We start from the raw sequence: 17,258 nt of genomic DNA on the forward strand, positions 1-17,258 counted from the left end.
TTGCGAAGCTGAATGCGTGTCTTTCCCCATCCGAGCGTAAACAGCAGGTCATTTTCACCCCGCAGCACGTTTTTCTCAAATGTCAGCCGCGCCATCACCCACAGGATGCCGAAAATCACAAATAAACCGGTGGTCAGCAGCGTGACACTGTTCCATGTCTCGCCCAGTTCCTGGGCGACACCGAGGGTTGTCCATTGTTCGTTTACGAATCCGATGCCTTCCACATCCAGAGTCATTTCCTGAAACGATGCTCCGGCAACAACGTCCACTTCATATCCCATTTCCAGCAGCCTCTTTGCCACCTGGTCGATCTTTTCCTGAGCTTCCTCGTCATAGCCTTCAATGCCGGCTACTCTAACCCTTATGGCATCAATGGGCTTATCCCCTTTAATAATTTCTGCCGAATCCAGCGTGGTCACGCCGCTGGCAGGTGCGGAAATAAAGCTGCCCGGAACCGTTGTTGGAACCAGTGTCTGGCCATCAATGGTCTTCGCCTCCATATCCCCGTAAATGCCCAGGGGACTGGCCGCCAGATAGTTGGTCTGTTCTTTCGGGGAAAACGTGCCTGCCTGAAAAAGGACAAAAGGTAATTCCGTTGCGCCGTAAATGGATACTCCCTTTTGTTCAACCTCCTTATAGGCCGGAGGGCTGCCCTCTTTGACGATTTCGACCGCGGGGGTTTCTTGATCGAGATTCGCGTAATCAATTTTTTTAGCGACATAATAGACAGCAGTGTCTTGATCAGCCTGATACCGCTCAATTAAAGAAGGCTCGAATGCTTCATTTAACTGTATTGGTGTGCCGTTAAAAGGGCTCTGCAGGGAAGACAAATCCACTTCTTTTTCTGTTTCCTCAACAATAGGTTCGTCCTGTAACATATCAAACATGTTTCTCAGCTTCTCTTTGTCCGGTATACTCATAAGCCATTCACTTTCCTGTAGATTGAAGGCCTCTAAATAATCTTCCAGTTCGACATCAAGGGTTTCTGCCTTGATTTTCAGATATAGCGGAATAGTAAGGTCATCTCGTTTGAGCACCTTTATTACCGGAGGATTCCCATATTGTTCAAGTATAGTTTGTAACCAAAGGAGTTCCTCTTTCTTTTGTTCATCTTCCAAATAAAATCCTGAAAAATCAATACCTGTTAGTTGTTCTTCACTTTCAATATCTATGGCAACCAATGGATAAAAACTCGGCGGCATAAACGCATTCATAAATGAGCTTATATATTGTGATCTAGTTTTAACATTTCCTATATATTGAATTAATCCTGGGTGAGTCTCTTCAAAATAGACTAAAGATTTTGGTTCACTAATCGGGTATTTTGTCAGTCCGTCGGATGTGAAAAACTGCCAGGTAAATCGAGTAGGCTCAGGTAATCTTGGTAATTCAATGGACATTTGATTCCCACGAAAATACCCGAGGGAAGCCACAGGTGCAGCCACTTCGATGCCTTCCATCTCCTTTAATTCTTCCCATTCAGAAATGGAAATGCCACCCTGGCTGTCTCCGATATAATTATCTTCCACCATCCCGAGCTGTTTTTCCGTTTCCGTACGGGAACCCCCAGGGCGGACCAGGAGATCGTACGTCCCTCTGCCATATTCGGTGATGGAATGGTCTACAGCGAGTTTTGTGTCCCTGGATTGCTGGAGGCCGAATGGAATGAGTGCAAACAGGGCTGTCAGAGCGATGAGAAATGTGAGGGTAGAACCTTTTCGATTCAACAACCGTTTGAAGGATAGCCTGATCATGCGGTCACCTCGTATGGTACCAGGGAGCCACTGGTTAATTGATAAATATCATCCGGTTTTAATAATCCGGACAGACAGTTGAGCAAGGTGGACTTGCCGGACCCGGAAGGTCCCACAATAGCCGTCCATTTGCCGTCCGGGATGGTTAGATCGATATCCCGTAACACTTCCGTAGCATTTGTTCCTCGCCCAAACGATTTGCGGAGATTTTCCACTGTAATCATGTGTTCACCTTCCCTGTTTTTCATCCACCTATATTTCTTTCGTAGTCTTTCGTAAGGTCGATTATTATGGATAATATTACCACTATCTGTTAGCTATTTCAAATACAAAATGTGAAAGTGAACAGAACGATCTAAGTCGGTTTTCACAGGTTCGTTTATGTTTTTGATCAAAAAAAAGAGCTGTCTCAAAACTAAGACAGCTCATCTGAACGGGTTGTGGCCGACAAACGTTCTTCCACTCTTCGTTCAATATTTTCCATTTCTTCTGGATTTTCGAGAATACTTTCCCTTGCTGCTTTCAGCAATTCTTCAAACGATTGTTTTGGATTGATCATCACTGGGCATCTCTCCTTTTTATAAAAGATGCCCTTTATAAATGAAAAATATTCCCGATTATTTTAATTTTTCCATATTCTCTTTCATCATATTCAAGTCCATTGGTCCAATCTTTCTCGGGAGTTGAATGATCCCCTGCGAATTAATGAAATAAGTCGTTGGAAGAGACAATGCCTGATAAGAAGCATTCACAGTCAAATCTTGATCAAGGAGAACGGTAAACGTATATCCGTTTTCTTCTATATATTCTCTCATTACTGCTTCAGATCGTTCAGTTCCAGTGGCATTGACGGCAATGATTGCTACCTCGTCTCCATATTTTTCATGGAATTCCTGCATTTCCGGCATTTCTGCCCGGCATGGCGGACACCAGGAAGCCCAGAAGTTTAAAAACACTTTTTTTCCGCGGTAGTCCGAAAGACTGACTTCCTCTCCATCCAGGGTCTTTAATGTGAAATCCGGAGCCAGTTCACCGGTTTGTATCCCTTTTGAAACCTGATCTTCCATATCCTCCGGGACAATGTAGACGGCATCTGAATTTTCTCCGCTGGCTGAACCCTGATTATTATGATCTTCTGACAAAAAGTTATAAACGACCATCCCGAATAGTCCCAAAAGCACGAGTGCTCCAATGAATCGCTTGATCATTTTTTCATCCCATCCTTTATATCCATGATGACAAGTACGAAGGCCAGTACAAACATCACCCAAAACGTTATATCGTTCAGATAAACATCATCTGTTACTATTTTAAATAAGATCCACCCGAATAAGAACCATTCGGTCAGTCTAATTTGGGAAATCTTTGTGACAAACCATTCCCTTTTCCAGATTAAACAGGCTAAAGTAGAAAAATAGGACGCTTTTAATATATATATCCACCAGACATCCGGTGTATACAGGATTTCCGTGACAGTTGTAATGCCATAGTATAGCACTCCAGCGCTTCCAAGTAATACAACCCTTAATGGAAATTCAGGGATAGCGTTTCTCGTTTTAAAAAGGAAATAAACGATTCCCACTGCAAATCCCAGGATCAGACCTTTGGTTCCACCGCTGAAATATAGTAAAAAAGAGGGATTTTCAATCACAGCCAGTGGATGAAATAAGGCATAACTGAATTTCCAGATTAAAACGGACACCATCCAGGATTCCAGCCACTCATTAGATAGAGATTTTCCCTGGTTAAAATGTCTGTTTCCTGCCAGGTACACCCATCCAGTTGCCAGTAAGGCTGAAGCAACATGAATGAGATAGGGGACGTAAATCGTAAACCGCCCCAGCTGAATAACATCATACATAGACGAAAACCACCTTTATACCTTATACGGTATATATCATAACATAATGCAGACCGGTAACCAATAAAAATATTCGTCTAAAAATCAACAAAATCAAAGAAACGGAACTATGCCAAATGTACATGAAAAACCAGACATGGCTGGGCTACATGACTGGTTTTGTATAGTATGTAATTTATATTCTTGATCATTTGTTTTTTTTCACCCTGGCATCAGCTCAATCAGTATTCCCCCGGTGGCACTTTCATATTTAAGTCAACGTTGTCAGTTGCATGATGGTACATTATAAACCTTATAAAAGTAAAAACGAGCTGTCTTAAAGACAGCTCGTTTAAAGGTCCATGAATTTAGGCAAGTTTATTGCGAAGCACCATTTGCAGGATGCCGCCATGACGGTAGTAGTCAATTTCCACTTCACTGTCAAATCGTGCAATAGCTTCAAATTCTTTCGTGTTTCCTTCTTCATCTGTTGCCTTCACGTTAACCGTTCCACGCGGCTTAATATTTTCATCGATTTCAATATCGAATGTTTCCTTTCCTGTTAAGCCAAGGGTTTCAGCGTTTTCACCATCTTTGAACTGAAGCGGCAGTACACCCATCATGACAAGGTTTGAACGGTGGATACGTTCAAAGCTTTCAGCAATGACCGTTTTAATTCCAAGCAGGTTGGTACCTTTTGCCGCCCAGTCACGGGAGCTTCCCATACCGTAATCTTTGCCGGCAATAACCACCAGTCCAATGCCATCCTGCTGATACTTCATCGCTGCATCGTAGATCGGCATGATTTCGCCAGTTGGCCAGTAAGTGGTATAGCCGCCTTCTGTTCCAGGTGCAACCTGGTTGCGGATGCGGATATTACCAAATGTACCGCGCATCATCACTTCATGGTTACCACGGCGCGAACCATAAGAGTTGAAGTCTCGAGGTGAAACACCTTTTTCCATCAAGTACTTACCTGCAGGCATATCTTTTGGAATGGCACCTGCTGGTGAAATATGGTCTGTTGTTACAGAATCTCCAAACTTACCGACTACGCGCAATCCTTCAAGGGGTTTGACTTTTTCCGGATCACGGGACAGCCCTTCGAAGAATGGCGGATTCTGGATGTATGTTGAGTTTTCATCCCATTGATACAGTGGTTCATCCGTTGTCTGAATTTGATTCCATTTTTCGTTGGAATCAAATACCCGCTCATATTCTTTACGGAAAATTTCAGGGTTTACTACTTTCTTGATTTCTTCTTTAACCTCTTCAGTGCCTGGCCAGATATCCTTAAAGTATACTGGATTTCCGTCCTGATCTTCACCGATTGGATCTTTTGTTAGATCAATATCAACAGTACCAGCAAGGGCATAAGCCACGACAAGCGGAGGTGACGCCAGATAGTTCGCTTTGACAAGCTGGTGGATACGGCCTTCAAAGTTACGGTTACCGGACAGTACAGAAGCAACCGTTAAGTCGCTGTCGGCAATAGCCTTCTCAATTTCTGGAAGAAGAGGTCCAGAGTTTCCGATACATGTGGTACATCCGTAACCGACGAGATTAAATCCAAGTTTTTCAAGATATTCCATCAGGCCGGAATCTTCCAGGTAACGGGTTACTACTTTAGAGCCCGGTGCCAGAGATGTTTTTACATAAGCAGGCACTTTCAAACCTTTTTCCACCGCCTTTTTCGCTACCAGTCCTGCACCAAGCATCACGTGCGGGTTGGAAGTATTGGTACAGGATGTAATCGCTGCGATGGCAATAGCGCCAGTCTTCATGATGGCTTTTTCGCCGCTTTCAAATTCCACAACGGCTTCCTTATCCTTTTCACTTTCATCAAGACCAAAGCCCTGATTGCCTGCTGGAGCCGTCAATGCCTTGTTAAATTCTTCTTTCATTTTGGAAAGAGGAATTAAATCCTGCGGACGTTTTGGACCAGAAAGGTTAGGCTCAAGCTCGGAAAGATTGATTTCAACAACTTCCGTGAATTCAGGATCTTTCTGATCTGGTGAATAGAACAGGTTATTTTCTTTGCAATATTTTTCGACCAATTGAATATGTTCTTCACTGCGTCCTGTCAGGCGCATATATTCCAGAGATTCTTCGTCAACCGGGAAGAATCCGCATGTCGCACCGTATTCAGGAGCCATGTTGGAAATCGTAGCCCGGTCGGCAAGCGGCATTTCTTTCAATGCCGGTCCATAGAATTCGACAAATTTGCCTACCACATTTTTCTGACGTAAAACCTGAGTGACTTTCAGAGCAAGGTCTGTAGCCGTAGTGCCTTCTGGGAATGTACCGGTCAACTTAACGCCGATTACCTCAGGTGCAGGGAAATAAGACGGCTGTCCCAGCATGCCTGCTTCAGCTTCGATACCGCCAACTCCCCAGCCGAGTACACCCAGACCATTGATCATGGTGGTGTGAGAGTCCGTACCTACCAGTGTGTCAGGAAATGCTTCATATTCTCCTTCCCCTACTTCCACTTCATGCACAACATTCGCAAGGTATTCGAGGTTTACCTGGTGCACGATCCCTGTTGCAGGCGGCACAGCACGGTAATTATCAAAAGCTTTTTGTGCCCAGTGAAGGAATTCGTAACGCTCTTTATTGCGTTCAAATTCAAATTCCATGTTCAATCGAAAGGCTTCTTCTGTTCCGTACTTATCAACCTGAACGGAGTGGTCAATGACAAGGTCAACCGGAACTTCCGGATTGATTTTGTCCGGACTTCCGCCCATGTCAACCATTGCTTTCCGCAGTGAAGCGAGGTCAACGACTGCTGGAACTCCGGTAAAGTCCTGCAAGATAACCCGGGATGGTTTAAATGGAACATCCACTTTAGAGTCTTCCCCTGTGTTCCATTTTGCTAATTTTTCAACATGTTCTTTTTGGATCACTTTTCCGTCATATTGACGAAGCACAGATTCTAGCAGAATCCGAATCGAATAAGGCAAGCGGGAAATGTTGCCAATTCCTGCTTCCTCCAAAGATTTCAGATCGTAGTAATGATACGTTTTGCCGTTTAATTCAAATTGTTTTCTGGCATTATACACATCGCTGGCTGCCATTACATCATTACCCCCTCATCATGAATTATGTAGCGAAGCAAGTGATATAGCTTCATGTGTTCAGGTTATCTCACCATATAGGAATTTCTGCACGTATAACATTTTAAATCAAAACATGACATAAGTAAAATGTTTCGGTGAAAATTTTTATATTTATTCATTCTAATGTATCTTGTTTTTTCATTGTGGAACGATAAGGGTGAAGAAAGGAGGAACAGCATGACAGAAAAGAAAAAGATCAGCGACTATTCAAAATTAAAAAACCAGGCAAGACAGCCTTATGGCGAGCCGATGAAAGGGTCCAAAAAGATGAAAAACAAGAACCACTCCCGTCAGACTCACGGTACTGAGCATGATTTATAGCTGCTGATCCAATTCTAGTAATATGTCTGCCAGCATATCCACTTCCTCACCTGTTATCGTCCTGAAATCCAAAAATAATTGATCCTCTACAAACCTTCCAACAACAGGTGGGGATTGAGTTCTCAGCAGCCGTTCAAGTTTACTTGAGGATATGTCGGATTGAATGATTACTCCGCATGTTTCCAGCTCCTCTAACGGCATCGTTCCTCCGCCTATTTTGGAATAATGATTTTTTAATTCCATCTTAAAATGGTGCAAGTGACTCGTTTTTTCCATAAACTTTTCTGCCCGTCGTTTAATTTCATGCAATGGTGTTAAAATATCGCAGATAGCCGGAATGTTATAGGACTTTTTCGCATACTCCTTCAGGGTTATTTCGAGCGCTGCAAGGGTCATTTTATCTACACGCAGCACACGGGCAAGCTGATGTTTCTTTAATTGATCGATAAATGCCTTTTTTCCGGCAATAATGCCAGCCTGGGGACCTCCGAGCAGTTTGTCCCCACTGAAGGAGACTACATCAGCTCCTTCTTTCAGAACGTGGCGGACAACAGGCTCCTCGCCAATTCCCTGTTGTTTGAAATCAAAGAGTGCTCCGCTGCCTAAGTCCTCATAAAAAATCAAATTTTGCTTTTTGGATAATGTAACAAGTTCCTTTCGAGAAACCTCTTTCGTAAAACCGACAATTTTAAAATTGCTCGAATGAACCTTTAGAATCATGGCAGTCTGTTCAGTGATGGCCTGTTCATAATCAAACAGATGGGTCTTGTTCGTGGTTCCTACTTCAATCAGCCGGGCATCGCTTTCTTCCATAATGGATGAAACTCTAAAACTTCCGCCAATCTCAACCAGTTCCCCACGGGACACAATGACTTCCCGTCCCCGGGCGAAAGCACGTAATACCAGGTAAACAGCTGCAGCATTATTATTGACAACCATAGCAGACTCTGCCCCGGTGACTTCCTTGATAAGCTCTTCAATAATCGCATGGCGCGAACCCCGAGTGCCTGTATCAAGGTTATATTCCAGGTTCGAATAATTGGCGGCAACTTCTGAAACGTGCTTGATTGCATCTTTTGAAAGACGGGCCCTGCCCAGATTGGTGTGCAAAATTGTTCCGGTTCCGTTAATGACCCGGGTAATGTTAGGAGTCAGCCATTTTTTCGCTTTCGCGGTTACCTGTTGGATAACTAGTTCTTCCAGTTCCTTACTTGTTTTCGCATGCAACTTGTCCTGCAATATATCGCTTCGGATCTGCTGTAAAATATTCTGGATCCACCCTGTAATCATCTGTAAAGACAAATGATGCTCATCTTGTAATTCGACCAATTTAGGATGTTTCTGCAGTTCGTGCACAGGTGGAATATGCCTCAGTTTTTCCTTCATAGGATTCCCTCCGGATATTCAATTTCTCTTCATTTTCTCTGCAAAAATTTGGACCTTTCGCAAAATAATGCACTTTGCCAGCTTTTAAACGTAAGGACTTTTATTTCATTATATCATCTGAACATTATTCTAAAAAAACACTGTCTCTCATGTAAATGAAAGACAGTGTTGATAAGCTAAGAAAATTGCTTTTCGATTTTTTTAATCATTTCATCTGCTGCGGGAAATTCTCCCGTATCCAATTTCGAATACAATTTCGTACCGTTGACAACCACTTCAAAAGATCCCTTAGCGCCTGGAATCAAATTGATTTCCGTTATCTGATGGCGAAAATGATTAAAAAGTTGTTCTGCGAAACTCGCAGCCCTTGGAGCATAATTTCACATCATGCAAAATTCAATAGAAATTTTAACGTTCATTATGTATACCCCCTTCTAACCATTTATTTTAAGGAAAAGATCAAAAAAAAGCAAAATACCAGATATGCATTTATTTTCATTTTATTGCTGAAGAGATATAATAAGGGCGACTCTGTATGAGGAGGTGTCAGACGTGAGCCGTGAACGGGAGGAAATCATACGACTCACCTCCTTGTCCACAAAAGCTGGATGAGGATGCAAATTAGGTCCTGATGACCTGGCACAAGTTTTGTGTCAAGTAAATGTTCCGGAAGAAAAAGATCCAAACGTGCTGGTTGACCAGGATACAGCTGATGATGCTGGTGCTTACCTGATAACAGATGATCTGGCACTCATCCAGACCGTTGATTTTTTTACTCCGATTGTGGATGATCCCTATCATTTTGGCCAGATTGCTGCGGCGAATGCGTTAAGCGATATTTTTGCGATGGGCGGCCAGGTGAAAACAGCGTTAAATATAGTGGGTTTTCCTGTTAAGAAGCTGGGGGCTGACGTCCTTGCCCAAATTCTTCAGGGTGCCCAGGATAAAGTGACTGAAGCCGGGGGTGTGATCATTGGCGGACACTCCATTGATGATCAAGAGCCAAAATTTGGACTAGCTGTTACGGGTGTTGCTCATCCTCAGCACATTTACCGTAATCAGGGAGCACAGCCTGGTGATGTTTTAGTTTTAACAAAACCGATTGGCACGGGGATTATTACAACGGCTATTAAAAAGCGGAAAGAACACATTTCTCAACGTATCATGGACGAAGTGGTATACTGGATGAGCCTGTTAAACAAAACCGCTTCTGAAACACTGAAAGCCTTTGATGTGCATGCGGTTACAGATGTCACTGGTTTTGGCCTATTAGGCCATAGTTTTGAAATGGTGAAGGGGTCAAACCTGTCTCTGGAAATTTTTTATCCGGATGTTCCCTTGATTGAGGGTACCCGAATGATTGCAGAGCAGGGTGATATCCCGGGTGGCACCAAATCCAATTTGAAATGGTTAAAATCTCAAATCCATTTCCCTGAAAACCTGTCTGAGACTGAACAGCTGATCCTGACTGATGCAGTGACTTCTGGTGGCTTGCTAATCGCCCTACCTGAAGAAGAAGCGGATCAGTATGTGGATTTGATGAAAAAGAACAACCAGTTTGCCAGAAAAATTGGCCGATTTACCACCCGGCAGTCAAAAGCGATTTGTGTGACCGATTGATCAAACCCCCTTGCTGCGTTCAAGTCAGCAAGGGGGTTAACTGTTGCTTAAGGGGCATGAATCCATTTCCGATCTCCTTCTTCACGCCTGGTGTATTTCATCTCATCGGCCAATTCAAGCATCGGTATCAAATATTTTCGTGAGATACCCCAGATCTCCTTTGCCTCTTTTAAAGAAAAGCGGTGACCGGTACGATCATAAAGCAGAGAAAGGGCATGACGATAAACCCCGGCGTCAATGATATATTTATCGTTGAGTTCATATCCCCGTCTGGTATTCAATACATATTGCTTAAATTCAGCGTGCAAAGATTCAGGAATTTGCTGCTTTTCCAGATACGATGCCCATTCCTCGACCTGGATCCCATCTTTCCTGAGATCGTTCCAGGCACTTTCCATCCGTTGTTTCCATGCATCCGGAAAATGGGGTGCAAAATCATATAATGAGACATATTGTCCCTGTCGTTTTAACAGCTGATTCCTTAATCCCTGTTCAAGTATTTCATCCAGCACTTTTTCCGGTAAATGAAAGGTTTGGACGAGCTCTGGCTTGTTCATACCCGGCCTCATAGGGTGCTGATCATGAAACATTTGCAGCCGGTCGTGGATCTGACCATTTATTTCATCAAGTACAGATGTAAGCATGTAGACCTGATCGATAAGCACTACTTTGTTTTCAGCTATTAATGTTTCCATGATTAAGCCTAATTCTTCCGGGGACATGGATAAATGTTTGGCCAGTTCATCTTTTGACAGATATTGCTTTTGCTGAAGCAGATGTAATATTTGCTCCATGGGTGTACCTTCCTTTTTTTGTGTTAACAGCTGAATCGTAGCCTGACCAAATTTATACTTTTGTCCCTGGGGATTCATGACCCAGCCGCCGCCGATGGTTTCAACCGGGGTAGCCCGTCTTAAGATAAACCGGTCCCCACGATTGACTACAACAGGATTATCCAGTCTAAGCTGGCATAGAATTTCGTTCTGATCACTCAGGGCTTCATTGCGGTCAAAGAAAACAATTCGGCCAAAAACCTCTGTTGTAGCCGTATGCAGCTTAATGGGCGTACGTTGTTTGATGGGGTGTTTGATATCCTTTGTAAGTTTAAGAGATACATCAATCATCCTGGTGATCACAAAATGGTGGCGGGATTTAACGAGAACATCTCCCCTTTTGATTTCACTCTGATGAATGCCGGCTAAGTTGATCGCGGTTCGCTGGCCTGCATAGGCCTGTGCTACATTTTCCCTGTGGACCTGTATTTGTCTTGCTTTCGCTCTTTTTCCCGCTGGAAGGACATATAGATATTCCTCTTGATTGACCGTTCCCTCATAAATCGTCCCTCTTACCACTGTACCGATTCCTTTCAATGAAAACACCTGATCTACAGGAAGGCGGAAAAGACCAGAAGAGGAACGAGCGGGTAAATCTGTTAAAATTTCTTCCACCAGACTCAGCAACTGGCTTATTCCGTTCCCTGATATACTGTCTACGCGAACAATTGGTGCATTCTGGAAGGATGATTGCTGTTTTAATTCATGGATTTCTTCTTCTACAAGTTCGATCATTTCCTGCTCTACTTTATCAATCTTTGTGATGACAAAAATGGCATGTTTAATCTCCAGTAGAGATAAAATATCCACATGCTCCTTTGTCTGAGGCATGACTCCTTCATCGGCAGCAACTGTAAGAAGTACTAAATCAATTCCTGCCACACCGGCAATCATCTGACGAATAAATTTTTCATGTCCGGGAACATCAATGATGGAGACATTCAATGACGAATGTTTTAATTGTAATGGGGCAAATCCCGGCTCAATGGAAATATTCCGTTCCTTTTCTTCCTTTAAACGGTCCGTGTCAATGTTTGTTAAAGCCTTTGTCAGCGCAGTTTTTCCATGATCAATATGCCCTGCCATTCCGATCGTATAAAATCGTTCATCTTTCATTTCTCTCACCACATTCTAAGCTGTATGGACTACCGTTCATTTTCATCACTGATCGGCAGCGTTACTCGAAAAGTTGTCCCTCTTGTTTTGTTTCGTATAACTGTTAATTCTCCTTTATGTTTGGTTAAAATTTGATTGGTAATCATTAAACCGAGTCCGGTGCCGTTTTTCTTCGTTGTAAAGAAAGGTTCATTAATTTTATCCAGCAGTTCATCTGGGATACCCGGCCCTTCATCGACAATATCAATATCCACATGCTGGTCATGTTTGATTACAATAACCTGAATGGTTCCCCCATCTTCCATCACTTCAATGGCATTTTTAATAATATTGATAAACACCTGCTTAATCTGGGAACGATCACAATTAATAAAAATCTCATCACTCTGATTTAACATGATTTGGACATCATGAAGTCTGGCCTGTGATTGCATTAATGTGCAAACATCGTCCAGAAGTTCATTCAGGGATTCCCTGTGATGATCGTCCGTCAAAGGTTTTGAAATGAATAGCAGTTCCGATGTGATATGTTCAATTTTCTCAATTTCATCGGCCATAATTTTTAAATATTGTTCTTTTCCCTCTATTCCAGTGTTCATCAATTGAAGAAAACCTTTCAAGGATGTGATTGGATTTCGAATCTCGTGGGCGATGCCGGCAGCCAGCTGTCCCGCAACTGACATTTTCTCTGAACGGACGAGTATTTCTTCTGCTTCTTTTTTTTCAGTGATATCCCTTATAAACGTAACAAAATAGTCATGGCCATCCTGGTCGTCAGAAACTCTGATGACACGCATTTCCACCCATAGGTAGTGACCGCTTTGATGATGCAGCCGGCACATAAACGTATGTTTTTTGTCCGGCTCTTTTTCCAGCTTTTTTAGAATATATGGGATGTCATCCTTTAAAATATAATCAAAGGCGTGTTTGTGAAGGATGTCTTTTTTACTGTATCCTAATAGAGAATGCATAGCAGAAGATACATATAAAATCTCACCTGTAACCGTTAGAACAGTTATTAAGGTAAAACATTCTTCATCTACCCATTTTAGGATGGGGTTTGGCAAATCTTTTAATTCCCTTCCTAAAAAATACACATCATCACTGGAATGGTCGGATGAAGTTTTCCCCGCATTGAGATGATGATTTTTATTCAACATCACTTCCTCCGTTCCCCTCGATATATATTAAATACTCTTGTCTTTTTATATATGTATGATTCATTTGATGGCAATATCTCTCATAGTAACATTTTATCCAATATAAAAATAATTGTCCAAAGATTGTATAAATGTGATTATTGCCAACCTCCCCCTGTTCCCGTTATAATATGAAATGGTTCTGATCTGGGGCTGGTTGCGGAGCTGGTGCCCGCCGCGGTCTTCAAAACCGTCCGGGAGGCGCGTGTCGTCTCCGGTGGGTTCGATTCCCACACAGTCCCGCCAATCATTTATAAACGATTTCATATTGTAAATATCCAGATTGATTCCATTTCAAACATAAAATTTATAAAATTTTTAGAAAAACGGCTCGATTTTTCCGTCATATTGGAAAATGGAGCTTTTTTTGTGGGAAATATTTCCTTGAAACATTATGTCGAGATCAACCATACTAAGGAATGTAAAAAAATGAACAGGAGGTTAGAAAACAATGCCACATACACCGGGGCATCAGTTAGGTGCACATGAAATCATGGAGTTACACGAAGTTTTGTCTGATACCATTAACGGGATCAATCAATTTCAGATGTATCGGGAATATTGTCAGGATCCAGAGCTCAGAAGAATCATAGACAATCAAGTCCATTTTATGACCAATGAGTACAACACGTTAGTGAATTTAACCCAGGGAAAAAGCGGTGAATTCAGGACCAATCATACTCCAAGAACCGCATCCTCCCCTACCTATGGCTTGCAAAATCAATCTTCTTCAAGACCGAATGCGTCTGTAAATCAGATGAATGACCGGGATATTGCCAATGGCATGCTTGGATGCCATAAGACAACAGCTTCTTTCCGTATGAATGCAGCCCTTGAAATCGCTGACAGACAGATCCGTGAGGCAATCATTCAGGGGGCCAAAAATAGTGCAGATCAGGCCTATGAAGTATGGTCCTATATGAATTCCAAAGGTTACTACCAGGTACCTACGTTTGATCAGCAGACATCCCAGCAGATCATCAACGCTTATCAGCCGGCACAAACCTTTCAAAACCAGCAGCACTTCTCCTGAGATCCGGGCGTTCAAACTCGAAAAAGACACCAGTTGAACTGGTGTCTTTTTCTTGTCTAATGTAACAGGCCATGTATAATTAAATGTGAGGTTCAGGCATAACATGCAGTATGTTTCAATTATACATATCAAAGCGGGTGAAATAAAATGTCAGGAATGTTTGCAGCTTTTATTGTCATCTGGACCATCATCATGGTCATTCTTCTGGCAATCGGCGGGTATTTTATGTTTCGAAAATTTTTAAAACGATTGCCAAAAGAAGACGGGAAATCTGTTATTGACTGGGAAGAATATTATATTGAGCAGACACTGCATATGTGGGGAGAAGAGGAAAAGAACCTGCTTAATGAACTGGTGAAACCCGTTCCGCAGCTTTTTCGGGATGTAGCGAAGCAAAAAATTGCCAGCAAAATTGGACAGCTTGCGCTGGAAAAAAACAAAACAAAAATTACAAAAGATGTGATCATTGAAGGATATATCCTTGCCACACCTAAACGAGATCACAAATACTTAATGAAAACCCTGAAAAACCTGAATATTGATATTTCTCCCTATCAGACACTGCTGGACAAAGAAAACTAACCGCCCACAAAGGCTTCGAGAAATTACTAACACCTTTCCATGCACCATCAAAATAAGCCTGGAACCCTTTTTGGCGTTTCCAGGCTTATTTTTGATGAACAAACTCCGGAATGGTTTTACCACTTTCGAGATCCCTTTTTAAGCGTAAAAACTTAATGAGCATGGCGATACGCCAGCTTATGATCATGCCAAACGCAAGAATAAAAAACATTCCGCTTGTGGTCCCAACGGAAATTGACTGCCCGATAATTGTTTTCAACACAATTCTAAACAGCAACAGGCCGAATAATATAAAGATAAAAGCCTTTGAAGGTTTTAAATAAATATCTTTCCCCTTTACCTCAAAACTGGAAGTTAAGATTAAAAATACCGAAAACGCAACTCCCACTGAAAATGCCTCAATCACCTGCATCCAGGTGATTCGAAAAAGCGGAAACAGGAACATGAGCAATCCTGTGCTCATAAACAGCGGAGGCAAAATAATTTTTTTGACTGAGGCTGGCTTTTTCGCTGCCTTCATTCGAATAAAAACCATCGTTGTTCCCATAATCATTGCCATAACCGTCGTAGTAATTGCCCAGAACATATATGCTCACACTCTCCACTAGTTGAACAAAATTTTATTCACCGTATTTAAAACTTGCATTTCATCAAATGGTTTAACGATAAAGTCCTTTGCCCCAATCTGAATGGCTTCCACTACAATTTTCTGCTGACCAATGGCAGAGCACATAATTATGGATGCATCCGGATCCTTTGCAAGAATCCGTCTGGCAGCTTCTATTCCATTCAGAACAGGCATGGTAATATCCATGGTAACCAAATCCGGGCGAAATTTTTCATATAGCTCTACAGCTTTTTCTCCATTTTCTGCTTCCCCTATCACTTCATGGCCATTGTTGGTCAGGATCGATGACAATGTCTGGCGCATAAATTTCGTATCGTCTACAACAAGGATTTTTCCCAATATGTTTTCCTCCCCTGCTGCTCCATTAACTGTCGCTTGCCAGCGTGAGTATAATCGTGAGAGTTACTCCAATAACGGTTAAATACACACCTAAATCGAATAATAAGGCAGTAGCTAATTCGAGTTCACCAAGAATGGGAACATGATGGAGGTGCGTAAATGTATGACTTAAGAATGGCTGATTAAATAAGAATGAACCTAAAGCCGTCAGGAGGGCTGTCAATAACCCCAGAGGAATAAAATAGCGGAAATTAAATGGGATCACTTTCCGAATGGTTTCTAAGCCATAAGTCATATACATCAGAAGAATTGCCGCGGAAGTCATCAATCCCCCGATAAAACCGCCGCCTGGCGCGTTATGCCCGGCCAGAAATAAATATAACGAAAACCCCAATAAAATGAATGCAATGAAAGATGTTGTTGTTCTTAAAATTAAGTTATTCGGTTTCATCTTTTACTGCTCCTTTAATTGATGATAATTTTGGATATCATTCCTTTAACTGGCTAATCCTAAAATGGTTGCAGTTATGTTTGACAGCCACATAACCGGGTTATTTCCAGTAGTAGAAGTGATCCAGGGTAAAAAATGACCACTTCTCTTTCGTCTTTGTTATCAATCAAATCTGTTCTTTCACGGAGGTACTTTTATCTTAATATAGATCAGTCGGGTTTAACAAGTTCTGGGCAGTAAAAACCTAAAAACCTGTAAATCCGAACAGGCTCGACAGGTATGCGGTAATTTTGTACATCCAGTCGAAGAACAGGGCGATCCCGAGCCCAATCATCACATAACCACCGATTCTTACAAGTTTTTCACTGTTTCGTTTAATCCAGTCCAGTTTGCCAATGAAAAATGAAAGAATAAAAAATGGAACTGAGAAACCGAGGGAATAAGCGCTCATCAAAATTATGCCGGTGTCCGGATCTGTGGCTGCAAGAGATATAACAGCTGCCAGAATCGGACCGGTACACGGGGTCCAACTCATAGAAAAAGCCATACCGATAAGGAACGATCCAAAATATCCAGAAGGTCTGTTTTTGAACGTAATGCGCCGTTCTTTCATCAAGAAGTCAAAGTTAAAAAAGCCGATCATCACAAACCCAAAAAAGACCATTAAAATGGCGCCGATCTGGCGTATATAATCTCTGTAGCTGAGTAAAAATTCACCGATGGAATACGTGGCAAATCCAAGCATAATAAATATAGCAGAAAAGCCGACTAAAAAGAAGAGTGTATGCAATAAACTTCTCTTTCTGAGCATGGCATGGTCTGCTTTCAGTTCAGTTACACTCATTCCGGTGACGTAGGATAAAAACACGGGATAAAGCGGCAAAACACATGGTGAAATGAATGATAAGAATCCTGCTCCGAAAGCGATAAAAATATTGACTCCTTCCATTTCGCTACATCTCCTTTTTCTGGTGTTGGATAACTGTCCAAATCAAAACTGGATGTTACTCATTGCGATAACTGGATTTGACCTAACT

General features: G+C 42.1%; 17 protein-coding genes, 1 tRNA gene and 1 pseudogene. 5 read left to right on the forward strand and 14 right to left on the reverse strand.

Translation table 11 applies throughout. The features are described from left to right. The 6 genes from EDD68_RS00005 to acnA all read right to left on the reverse strand — a co-directional run. A partial coding sequence (locus EDD68_RS00005; RefSeq protein WP_207902520.1) for a hypothetical protein occupies positions 1 to 1,754 on the reverse strand: 1,754 nt, incomplete at its 3' end. Next, entirely contained in the window at positions 1,751 to 2,002 is a 252-nt protein-coding gene (locus EDD68_RS00010) for an ATP-binding cassette domain-containing protein (protein ID WP_279388222.1), read from the reverse strand. The genes EDD68_RS00005 and EDD68_RS00010, both read right to left, overlap by 4 nt. Positions 2,003 to 2,169: 167 nt before the next feature. Then, entirely contained in the window at positions 2,170 to 2,313 is a 144-nt protein-coding gene (locus EDD68_RS00015) for an FbpB family small basic protein (protein WP_132369888.1), read from the reverse strand. Between the two features lie 58 nt (positions 2,314 to 2,371). Next, entirely contained in the window at positions 2,372 to 2,962 is a 591-nt protein-coding gene (locus tag EDD68_RS00020; protein ID WP_132369890.1) for a peroxiredoxin family protein, read from the reverse strand. Next, positions 2,959 to 3,615 carry a hypothetical protein gene (locus EDD68_RS00025; RefSeq protein WP_132369892.1) on the reverse strand — a complete coding sequence of 219 codons (657 nt, stop codon included), beginning with the start codon at positions 3,613 to 3,615 and terminating at the stop codon, positions 2,959 to 2,961. Before EDD68_RS00025 ends, EDD68_RS00020 begins: the two co-directional genes overlap by 4 nt. A 347-nt stretch (positions 3,616 to 3,962) precedes the next feature. Then, entirely contained in the window at positions 3,963 to 6,671 is a 2,709-nt protein-coding gene (gene acnA / locus EDD68_RS00030; protein WP_132369894.1) for an aconitate hydratase AcnA, read from the reverse strand. A 219-nt stretch (positions 6,672 to 6,890) separates the two neighbouring features. On the opposite strand from acnA, the gene EDD68_RS00035 reads away from it, so the two are divergent. After that, positions 6,891 to 7,034 carry a small acid-soluble spore protein P gene (locus EDD68_RS00035; protein WP_132369896.1) on the forward strand — a complete coding sequence of 48 codons (144 nt, stop codon included), beginning with the start codon at positions 6,891 to 6,893 and terminating at the stop codon, positions 7,032 to 7,034. Here the strand turns inward: EDD68_RS00035 and selA are convergent. Continuing rightward, complete coding sequence (gene selA, locus EDD68_RS00040) at positions 7,029 to 8,420, reverse strand: L-seryl-tRNA(Sec) selenium transferase (protein ID WP_132369898.1); 1,392 nt, start codon at positions 8,418 to 8,420, stop codon at positions 7,029 to 7,031. The two genes, EDD68_RS00035 and selA, sit on opposite strands and share 6 nt — an antisense overlap. A 176-nt stretch (positions 8,421 to 8,596) precedes the next feature. Continuing rightward, positions 8,597 to 8,788, reverse strand: a pseudogene (locus EDD68_RS15645) (Rdx family protein); the annotation flags it as partial. A gap of 205 nt (positions 8,789 to 8,993) precedes the next feature. Between EDD68_RS15645 and selD the strand changes: the two are divergent. Then, positions 8,994 to 10,040: a selenide, water dikinase SelD gene (selD, locus tag EDD68_RS00050; RefSeq protein ID WP_424399142.1), complete on the forward strand. Its 1,047-nt coding sequence runs from the start codon at positions 8,994 to 8,996 to the stop codon at positions 10,038 to 10,040. Positions 10,041 to 10,087: 47 nt separating this feature from the next. Here selD and selB read toward each other — a convergent pair whose 3' ends face one another. Further along, complete coding sequence (selB, locus tag EDD68_RS00055; protein ID WP_132370642.1) at positions 10,088 to 11,989, reverse strand: selenocysteine-specific translation elongation factor; 1,902 nt, start codon at positions 11,987 to 11,989, stop codon at positions 10,088 to 10,090. A 29-nt stretch (positions 11,990 to 12,018) separates the two neighbouring features. Next, a complete protein-coding gene (locus tag EDD68_RS00060) occupies positions 12,019 to 13,146 on the reverse strand; it encodes an ATP-binding protein (RefSeq protein ID WP_243646711.1) in 1,128 nt (375 codons plus the stop codon). A 191-nt stretch (positions 13,147 to 13,337) separates the two neighbouring features. On the opposite strand from EDD68_RS00060, the gene EDD68_RS00065 reads away from it, so the two are divergent. The 3 genes from EDD68_RS00065 (at position 13,338) to EDD68_RS00075 (ending at position 14,803) form a co-directional block, all read left to right on the forward strand. Then, positions 13,338 to 13,434: transfer RNA gene (locus EDD68_RS00065), tRNA-Sec, on the forward strand. A 205-nt stretch (positions 13,435 to 13,639) separates the two neighbouring features. After that, positions 13,640 to 14,221, forward strand: a complete 582-nt coding sequence (locus tag EDD68_RS00070) for a spore coat protein (protein WP_132369904.1) — start codon at positions 13,640 to 13,642, stop codon at positions 14,219 to 14,221. A 147-nt stretch (positions 14,222 to 14,368) separates the two neighbouring features. Then, a complete protein-coding gene (locus tag EDD68_RS00075) occupies positions 14,369 to 14,803 on the forward strand; it encodes a DUF2621 family protein (protein WP_132369906.1) in 435 nt (144 codons plus the stop codon). An 85-nt stretch (positions 14,804 to 14,888) separates the two neighbouring features. Here EDD68_RS00075 and EDD68_RS00080 read toward each other — a convergent pair whose 3' ends face one another. The 4 genes from EDD68_RS00080 to EDD68_RS00095 form a co-directional block, all read right to left on the reverse strand. Continuing rightward, the gene (locus tag EDD68_RS00080; protein ID WP_132369908.1) at positions 14,889 to 15,389 is read right to left on the reverse strand and encodes a CcdC family protein; all 501 of its coding nucleotides are present in this window, start codon (positions 15,387 to 15,389) and stop codon (positions 14,889 to 14,891) included. Positions 15,390 to 15,407: 18 nt separating this feature from the next. Next, positions 15,408 to 15,770 carry a response regulator gene (locus EDD68_RS00085; RefSeq protein WP_132369910.1) on the reverse strand — a complete coding sequence of 121 codons (363 nt, stop codon included), beginning with the start codon at positions 15,768 to 15,770 and terminating at the stop codon, positions 15,408 to 15,410. 25 nt (positions 15,771 to 15,795) lie between these two features. Then, entirely contained in the window at positions 15,796 to 16,221 is a 426-nt protein-coding gene (locus EDD68_RS00090; RefSeq protein WP_132369912.1) for a Na(+)/H(+) antiporter subunit B, read from the reverse strand. A 244-nt stretch (positions 16,222 to 16,465) separates the two neighbouring features. Next, a complete protein-coding gene (locus EDD68_RS00095; RefSeq protein WP_132369914.1) occupies positions 16,466 to 17,170 on the reverse strand; it encodes a cytochrome c biogenesis CcdA family protein in 705 nt (234 codons plus the stop codon). Positions 17,171 to 17,258 lie beyond the last annotated feature (88 nt).

The organism is Melghiribacillus thermohalophilus, assembly GCF_004342905.1.
GTDB classification, from domain to species: Bacteria; Bacillota; Bacilli; order Bacillales; family Alkalibacillaceae; genus Melghiribacillus; species Melghiribacillus thermohalophilus.